Below are 7042 nucleotides of genomic sequence, written 5' to 3' on the forward strand. Positions count from 1 at the left end.
AACCTGCGCAAATAGTTCGCTACCCCTGACGTCGATGCCTACCGTGAATCCGTGTCCCTACAATGCACAGAGGCCCTCACGTACGAAAGTGCATTGGCCGTTGCTCTCGAGAGTCGAGCAATCGTTCCCCGCTGAAACGGTATGGCAGAGATAGCTCCGGTTCCACGCCCAGCACGGTTGCGTTACGGGAACGCCATTGACGATCCGGGTGACGGGATCGCTCGAGGTGCAAACTTCCTCCTGCTGAACGCACATGCTGTCAGCCGCAAAGGGCGCGCACGCCGCCTCATTGCGTGTCGCCGTGACGGTCGAAGCCTCCTCATCCCTGGACAGCCAATATTCGCCCGTCGCAAGCACAATACCCGGATGATAGGTGCCCGGCGAAATGCCTTGCGCTGGCGCGCTGCATTTGAGCTCGTAGGCGGTGTGGCCGAGCGACGGGCAGGACGGCGCTGGCGTGAATCCGAATGGCCCAAAATTGCTGCAATAGTCGATCGCGCGCGTTTCCTGGCAGATCCCGCTCGCGACCTCGTCGTCGAATGCCGCCCGGGCCGGGTAGACGCCGCCGTCGGTCGGCATCGTGCTCATGCGGCCTGCCCAGTACGTGTAGGTCTCACGCTTCTCGACCGTCACGTTCAGGGGTATTGTGCAGGAGCGGGTCTGTTCGTTGAGTTTGCTGCCGACATTGCAGCTGGTTTCATACCAGCCCTCCGGCATTTGGCTCGGCGGCAGCGGTGTGCAGCTCCCCTGCCCCCCGGTGATCTCCTCGCCATCGAGATACGCTTGGGGGTCATCCTCGATCGCGCGTCCGCGCGCTATGTCCGCCTTGATCTCGGCCGGATCGAACTTGGGCCGGACCCGATCCCCTTCGACAATCGTCGTATAGCCCTCATGCAACGAGGTCTGCGCCGATGCATCGGAGACCATCTTGTCGGGATCGTCGAAATAAGTGGATTGCGGCAATGTCGTTCCCTGGTAGCCCGGCACCTCGAAAGCCTGGCCATCCGTGGTGGGAACCAGCGTTCCGTCCTGACGGAACGCGTCGGCCATTGCCTTGCCCTCGGCCCGTGCATCAGCCGTCGTTTCCTGGGCGAGCGCAGGGTTCGCGGTCACCAATATGGCCGCCGCGAGCAAGGCGAGGACAGGCCTCACGGCTGTGTCTTCCGGAGATTGCGGAGCGCGACGGCGGCAACCTTCGCGCCGGGGCCACCGCCATCGGCGAAGGAAGCCAGCGCATATTCGACCGTGACGTTGCCGGTCAGGCGATCATTGGGAGGGACGATCGTCTTGCAGCGGAAGCCGTCGCACAGGTCGAAATCGGAGCCGACTGTGACATAGGTCGGAACCGCCTGAACGTCGAAGGCGCGGAACAGCCGCGGATCGATCCCGATGCTCGCATAGTCTGTCTCTTCCTCGACAAGGCGCGCGATCGCGGACTGGAACGCTTTCATGGAATTGTCCGGGAAGCCGCGGAACACCACCACGCCGCCCGCGCGCGAGACGTCGGCGATCATCCGCTTCAGCGATTCCTCCGGCATCGAGAGGCTCGCAAAGGCGATAAACTGCGGCGCCTGTCCGCGCGGCGCGTCTAGGTTGCCGACGGCGCCCGCGACCAGCTCGTCGAAGTCGACGACGCCCTTGGGACCGGTCGGCAGATCGGCGGGTGACAGGCGCTTGAGATTTTCACGACCCGCATCGGCCGTCGACGACGCCTCATCCCGGAGGGCATCACCGCGATCCTTCACATGGGCGACGAACGTCTCGGCATCTTCTGCCATGGCTGCGGCGCGAGCCTTGATCGCCTGGATGTCGAGTTCGTCGGCTGTCTGCGCCCACAGCGCGGCGCCGCCTGCGAGCCCCGCGAGAACGATCGATGCGATGAGAATGGCACGCATCGCTCCCTCCCTACAGCACACAGCAATTGCGTTTGCGCCAGACGAGATAGCCCATGTCCTCGCCCGCCGCGGGATAGGCCCGTCCGGCATCGGGCGGCATGGTCGATGCGCCGATCGGCGAGCAGGCATAGCGTCCCGACACCGTCGTGGTCGGGTTCGTCATCTGGAAGCGGTACTGCTGCTTCCTCATGATCGGCATGAGGTATTTCTTGCACAGACCTTTCGAGCCCATCGTGCCCCAGGCAAGGCCCATGCGGTGCATCTTGTAGGAGAAGCGGGAGAGCGCAAGCCGCGACGATTGAACATGACCGATATGCGAGGGGATGTTGCCGTTGAGCGGGTACATCGTGCCCTGGCAGCCGGCGCACCAGAACAAGGAGTCGAGCGGCAGGCCGACGGTGCCCGCTACACAGTCCCCGGCGCAAGCGGCGACCGCCAGCGGATTGGCGAACACCACCGCCTCGGGATTGATGAGCGCCGTCAGCGTATCGTCCTGCCACAGCGGATCGATCTCGGTCATGTAGGCGATATCGAAGGACGCCTGTTCGAAGCAGAGGAAATCCGTCAGGATCTCCATCCAGTACAATAAGGGATAAACGTACCAATGGACGTGCCACTTGGCGGTGTTCTGGCTCTTGCCGCCAACCTGGCTCGGTCCCGCCAACATGCCCTGCCCGATGTCGAAGCCTGGCGCGATCTTCATTCCGCCGAGATTGACGAAGCACCATGGCTTCATCGTCACATCGGCGAGCCTGACCGGCTCCCAGAAGCCGACCGAAATGCCGATGCGCGGCAGCGGATCGGCGCAAGCGCAGATCGGTGAAGCCGGATTGTTCGTATCCGGCCGTCCGCTCGGCCAGATCTTGAGGCCACCCACCGAAAGCGGGAACAGGCATGACCAGCAGACATCCGTCACGGGATTGACGAACTTGCCCGAGCACCCGACCGCCTCCGCACGGCCCGGTAGCAGCGCGAGCGAGCCGAACAGTGTCAGGACAGCCGCAAGGAGACGGAGCCGCGTCACGGTTCGCCCTCCTCTTTCCGCTCGGCAAGCCAGGCGTCATCGGCAGCGTTTTTCGCGCGGAAATAGCGCAGTCCGCAAAGGAGCGCGGCCAGCAGCAATGCCGCGCACAACAGGCCGACGGTCGGACCAAAGGCAGCCCGCAGCGGTCGCAGGCAGAAGATTGAGACGGCAAGCGCGACGCACAGGAACTGCCAGAGATAACGCCGGCGGCGGAGTTCTCTCGTCTCGGGCGCGGCCATCGGCGTGCGGAGCAGATCGAGCCAGAGGGGCATCATTTTGCCTCCCGGCGGGGCAGAACATGCTCGCTCACCTGCATGACCTTGCCCGCCTGACTCACGACCGCCGGCGTGTGGCGAATGCCGAACCTCTCCGTCAGCACGCCGTTCTGATCGAAATAGAAGCGCCGCTTGCGGTTAGTCATTTCCTCGATCGGCGAGCCCGCGACGAGGATGATCTTGGCGTCCGTCGCCTTCCAGCGCCCGGTCGCCCATGCCATCTGCCCTGTGTCGTCGCCGTCGACGAAAACGAGCGTCTGGCGCACGGTCACGAAGTCGAGGGGGTTCACCCGCTGCCCCGCAGCCGCGATGAGGTTGCCCTTCTGGTCGCGGATGTCGCGTTCGACAACCATTGCGGGATCGAATTGCCAGCTGCGAGCACGGGTGGCTGGCGTTAGCCCGGCGACGGGCTTCGGGCGGCGCACGGTTTGCTCAACACGGCGCGCAAACTGCTGATTGAGCGCATCGATCTGACCCGACGACTGGAGCCGGGCCAACCTGGCCTCGATCGTCGCCAGCAAGTCTGGCTCGATCACTGGAAAGGCCCGCGCTTGCGTCCCATAGTCCCGCGCTTGCGTGGACGCGATGGCGCCGATCGCCACGAGGAGGCTTGCCACTCCGATGCGGACGACAGGCGGCGTCATAGCACCGCCTCGCCGGTTCCGAGGATCTGCGGGCGGCAGACAAAGCCTATAGCCGCATAGCGGCTGTCAAAGCCGTCAGGATGCGGCGTTGCCACGAAATAACACCCCTCGGGAATGCGCCCAACGGGTCCCGGGACGAGCCTTTCGCCACGTCGTGTCACCCTTTTCATCCTGGCGACGACGCGGCCGCCCACCAGCACTTCGGCGCCGCGGTGCTCGACGATCTCGCCGGGCATCCCCTGGACGATCTTGCCAAACGGCCCTGGCCTCTCGCCGAAATGCGCCCGCACCAGATCGGAGGAGGGCGGCACGAAGAACAGATAATCGCCGCGCGCCGGCGCCTTGTTGCGTTGGACGGCGAACGCCCAGTTGGGAAGAGACTCCGAGGCGTTGATGAGCAATGCATGCTCCTCACGCCAGGAGGCGAGCGCGGAGACTGCTATTCCGCCAATCAAGATCAGGCCGGCTAGCAGCCAGCGGCGGCGGTGCCAGGCGCGCGGCTCACCGGACGGTCGCATCGGGCGGACTCACGAATGGAGAGGGAGCAGTCGTGGCGGTCGGGGGCGCCGCTGCCGGACCCCCAGGCGATCCGGCAGCGGCTTGCCTCGCCGCGAGCTCGGCGGGCGATGCCGGACGCGGGATAGCGACCCCACTCGTATAAACGGCGCGCCGCACCTCGTCGGTGACGTCGGGCACGTTGCGGGTAAGAACGGCCTCCGCGACGAGGACGGTTTCGCCGCGAGCGGCGCGTTTTGCCATCTGATCGTCCAGCGAGGCCATGAACGCGCGCATCTCGCGTTCGACCTGCTCCGGCGGCGAGGCGCTGCGGGCCTGCGCATGAACATATTCACCAACGAGACCCGACAGGCGGACGGCGACGATCCGCTCCTGGTGCGGTGCAAGAAGCGTGCGGGTGACCCACATGCCCCAGGCGATCACAGCGAGGAGTGCCGCGATGCCTGCCAGCTGTGCGGCGGTGAGTCCCGCAAATCGGAGCTTGCGCCTGCGCGGCGCGGCCGCGATCTGCGGAGCGGGTAGGTCGAGTTCAGGCTCGCGTGCGGCGTCGCTCATGGCTTATCTCCCGAGGGCTCGGCTCGCACCAGCGCGTGCCACCGAAGCATGCCGACGATCAGGAACAGGACCGCAGTAAGGCCCGCCAGCAGCAACTGGAACGAACCACGCCGCCCGGCGTCCGCCTCGAGGTAACGCGTCGCCAGATTGTTCATCTGAAGGAAGATTCCGTCGAACGCGAGGTTGCCCAGGAGCGCAAGGAATCCGACGTACAGGCCGAGGACGACGAGCAAATTGGTGGCCGCCCAGCCCGTTGCGCGAAGGCCATGATAGGCGATCGCGCCCCAGTTGAGTCCGAGCCGGCGGCGGGGGCGATAAAGGGTGATGCGCTCGGGGATCGGCATGGCTTATTCCGCCGCGAGCGGAACCGGCCCGCCCGCCTCCTGCCCGTCCGCTGGCTCAAGCAGCCGTTCGATCGCTTCCTCGATCGACAGTCCTTCTCGCACGCCGGCCTCGATCGCCGCGAAGGTGCGCGGACTCGACGAATAGACCGCAGCCGAGAAGGGATCGAGCACGAGCCGGCCCAGCGCCAACATGTCGGGGCCCTTGATCATGATGTCGGAATATTCTGTGCCGTTGCGCTTCAGTGAGCGCAGCAGCGCATCAGTGTGATCATCCATATCGAAGCGGTCATGCTTCTTGAAATCGGCGATCGTTTCCGGCTTTTGCTGGAGGATGACGAACCAGTCGCTGTTCTCAAGCGCCGCCTTCGATCCATCCGACTTGTAATAGTCGTTGAGGGACTGGGTCGCGGTAATAAGCGCGGCGCCATATTTGCGGCAGGTTCGGCTATAGGTCTCGATGAACTCGGCCATGGCCCCGCCGCGCAGCATCTGCCAGGCCTCGTCGAGCAGCAGCGCCTTGGGAATTGCGCGATCGATGCGCCGCATTGCCTGCGACGACATGAACATGATCGCGGTCAGCACCACCGACCGCAATTCCTCACGCGATGCGAGATCGGATAGCTCGAATACCGTATAGTCCGCCTCAAGCTTGAAGCTCACGTCACCGCTGAAGAAGCGGCCATAGGTGCCCGCGCTCGAGAAGGGCCGCATCGCGATGCCGAGGTCGCGCGCAAGCTCATTTCCGGTGCCGTCCAGCGCGGCGATCACATCGTCGACGCTGCCTTCCCTGCCCTTCTCGGTCCAGATCTGGTTGACCGCGCCGTCGATGAGGCCGCGCTCCGTGTCGTTGAGGCGGTCCATGTGGCGCGCCATCTGCGCGACGATCGCCTTGAGCATCGCCATGCAATCGAGGAGATAATCGTCATCCTCCTCTGCTCGGGCGGTATCGATCATCGCGAAAGGATTGAGGGAGAACCCCGATGCCATCGTGAATTCGACAAAGGCGCCGCCCTGGAGCCGCGCGGAGTGCTCGAAGGAACGTCCGTCGTCGATCACCACGACCTTGGCGCCGGCGCCGCAAAGTGATGCGCACAGCTCCTGCAGCGCGACCGACTTGCCGCTGCCACTCTTGCCGAACACGGCCACATTGTGATTTCCGGCCGCGTTCTCGAACGGCGACCAGAAGAAAGGTTGGCCGCGCCGGCCCACCAGCATGAGATGCGGAATCGGGCCGCCCAGATATTCGCCCTGGAGCGGCGCGAGGTTGCAGGCCGTTGTGGTGAGCATCGTGCGCATGCGTTTCATGCGCTCGAGATCGCGCGACAGGCCGCCGGCGAGCGTCATCGGCATTGCGCAGAGCAGTCCCATGATCTGCAGGTAGCGATCGTCATGAAGGTCCCAGCCCGCCGCCCGGTAAACGGACTTCACCACGCGCTCATTGGCATCGCCCTGCCCTTTGGGCGAGAAGGTGGTCAGCGAATAGAAGCAGCGCACCAGCTTACGGCCTTGCCGCAACTCGTCCTGGACATATTGCCATTCGCGCGATTGCTCGCGTAGCTGCGGCAGGAAGCGCGCCGACTTGGAATCGGCGAGGCTGGTGGTCCGCATGAACTTGTAGCCGGCCTTGCTCGCAGAGGCCTGCTCGTCCGGATATTGGAGACACAACACCGTCGCCACCGGACAGGGCATCCTGAGCTTGTCAGTGAAGAGATCGCCGTGAGAACGGCGGAGCAATATTCGACCACGGTAGCGGCGGGATAGTCCTGCTGCGGGCGGCGTAAAAGTCGTC

Annotated in this window: 9 protein-coding genes; all 9 read right to left on the bottom strand. The window is 64.5% G+C overall.

Translation table 11 applies throughout. The features are described from left to right. Positions 1–57 precede the first annotated feature (57 nt). Positions 58–1134 carry a conjugal transfer protein TraN gene (gene traN, locus AC58EF_RS27925; protein WP_497279629.1) on the bottom strand — a complete coding sequence of 359 codons (1077 nt, stop codon included), beginning with the start codon at positions 1132–1134 and terminating at the stop codon, positions 58–60. Between the two features lie 14 nt (positions 1135–1148). After that, positions 1149–1895, bottom strand: coding sequence for a type-F conjugative transfer system pilin assembly protein TrbC (trbC, locus tag AC58EF_RS27930; protein ID WP_497279630.1), 747 nt, complete (start codon positions 1893–1895; stop codon positions 1149–1151). 10 nt (positions 1896–1905) lie between these two features. After that, positions 1906–2889 carry a conjugal transfer pilus assembly protein TraU gene (gene traU, locus AC58EF_RS27935; RefSeq protein WP_497279637.1) on the bottom strand — a complete coding sequence of 328 codons (984 nt, stop codon included), beginning with the start codon at positions 2887–2889 and terminating at the stop codon, positions 1906–1908. A gap of 26 nt (positions 2890–2915) precedes the next feature. After that, positions 2916–3194, bottom strand: a complete 279-nt coding sequence (locus AC58EF_RS27940) for a hypothetical protein (protein ID WP_497279631.1) — start codon at positions 3192–3194, stop codon at positions 2916–2918. Beyond that, positions 3191–3838: a type-F conjugative transfer system protein TraW gene (traW, locus tag AC58EF_RS27945; RefSeq protein WP_497279632.1), complete on the bottom strand. Its 648-nt coding sequence runs from the start codon at positions 3836–3838 to the stop codon at positions 3191–3193. Before traW ends, AC58EF_RS27940 begins: the two co-directional genes overlap by 4 nt. Next, positions 3835–4356: a S26 family signal peptidase gene (locus tag AC58EF_RS27950; RefSeq protein ID WP_497279633.1), complete on the bottom strand. Its 522-nt coding sequence runs from the start codon at positions 4354–4356 to the stop codon at positions 3835–3837. Before AC58EF_RS27950 ends, traW begins: the two co-directional genes overlap by 4 nt. Further along, positions 4340–4909 (bottom strand): TrbI F-type domain-containing protein, encoded by a 570-nt coding sequence (locus AC58EF_RS27955; protein ID WP_497279634.1) that lies wholly within the window; start codon positions 4907–4909, stop codon positions 4340–4342. The genes AC58EF_RS27950 and AC58EF_RS27955 overlap by 17 nt, the downstream gene beginning before the upstream one ends. After that, positions 4906–5253, bottom strand: coding sequence for a hypothetical protein (locus AC58EF_RS27960; protein ID WP_497279635.1), 348 nt, complete (start codon positions 5251–5253; stop codon positions 4906–4908). The genes AC58EF_RS27955 and AC58EF_RS27960 overlap by 4 nt, the downstream gene beginning before the upstream one ends. A 3-nt stretch (positions 5254–5256) precedes the next feature. Continuing rightward, positions 5257–7042: TraC family protein (locus AC58EF_RS27965; RefSeq protein ID WP_497279636.1), on the bottom strand; the 1786-nt coding region annotated here is incomplete at its 5' end.

It is taken from the genome of Sphingobium sp. WR1 (genome assembly GCF_059693745.1).

Bases quoted from the DNA above. Each gene is read 5' to 3' on its own strand.
- trbC (WP_497279630.1), bottom strand. From the start codon at position 1,895: ATGCGTGCCATTCTCATCGCATCGATCGTTCTCGCGGGGCTCGCAGGC.
- AC58EF_RS27940 (WP_497279631.1), bottom strand. From the start codon at position 3,194: ATGATGCCCCTCTGGCTCGATCTGCTCCGCACGCCGATGGCCGCGCCC.
- traW (WP_497279632.1), bottom strand. From the start codon at position 3,838: ATGACGCCGCCTGTCGTCCGCATCGGAGTGGCAAGCCTCCTCGTGGCG.
- AC58EF_RS27950 (WP_497279633.1), bottom strand. From the start codon at position 4,356: ATGCGACCGTCCGGTGAGCCGCGCGCCTGGCACCGCCGCCGCTGGCTG.
- AC58EF_RS27955 (WP_497279634.1), bottom strand. From the start codon at position 4,909: ATGAGCGACGCCGCACGCGAGCCTGAACTCGACCTACCCGCTCCGCAG.
- AC58EF_RS27960 (WP_497279635.1), bottom strand. From the start codon at position 5,253: ATGCCGATCCCCGAGCGCATCACCCTTTATCGCCCCCGCCGCCGGCTC.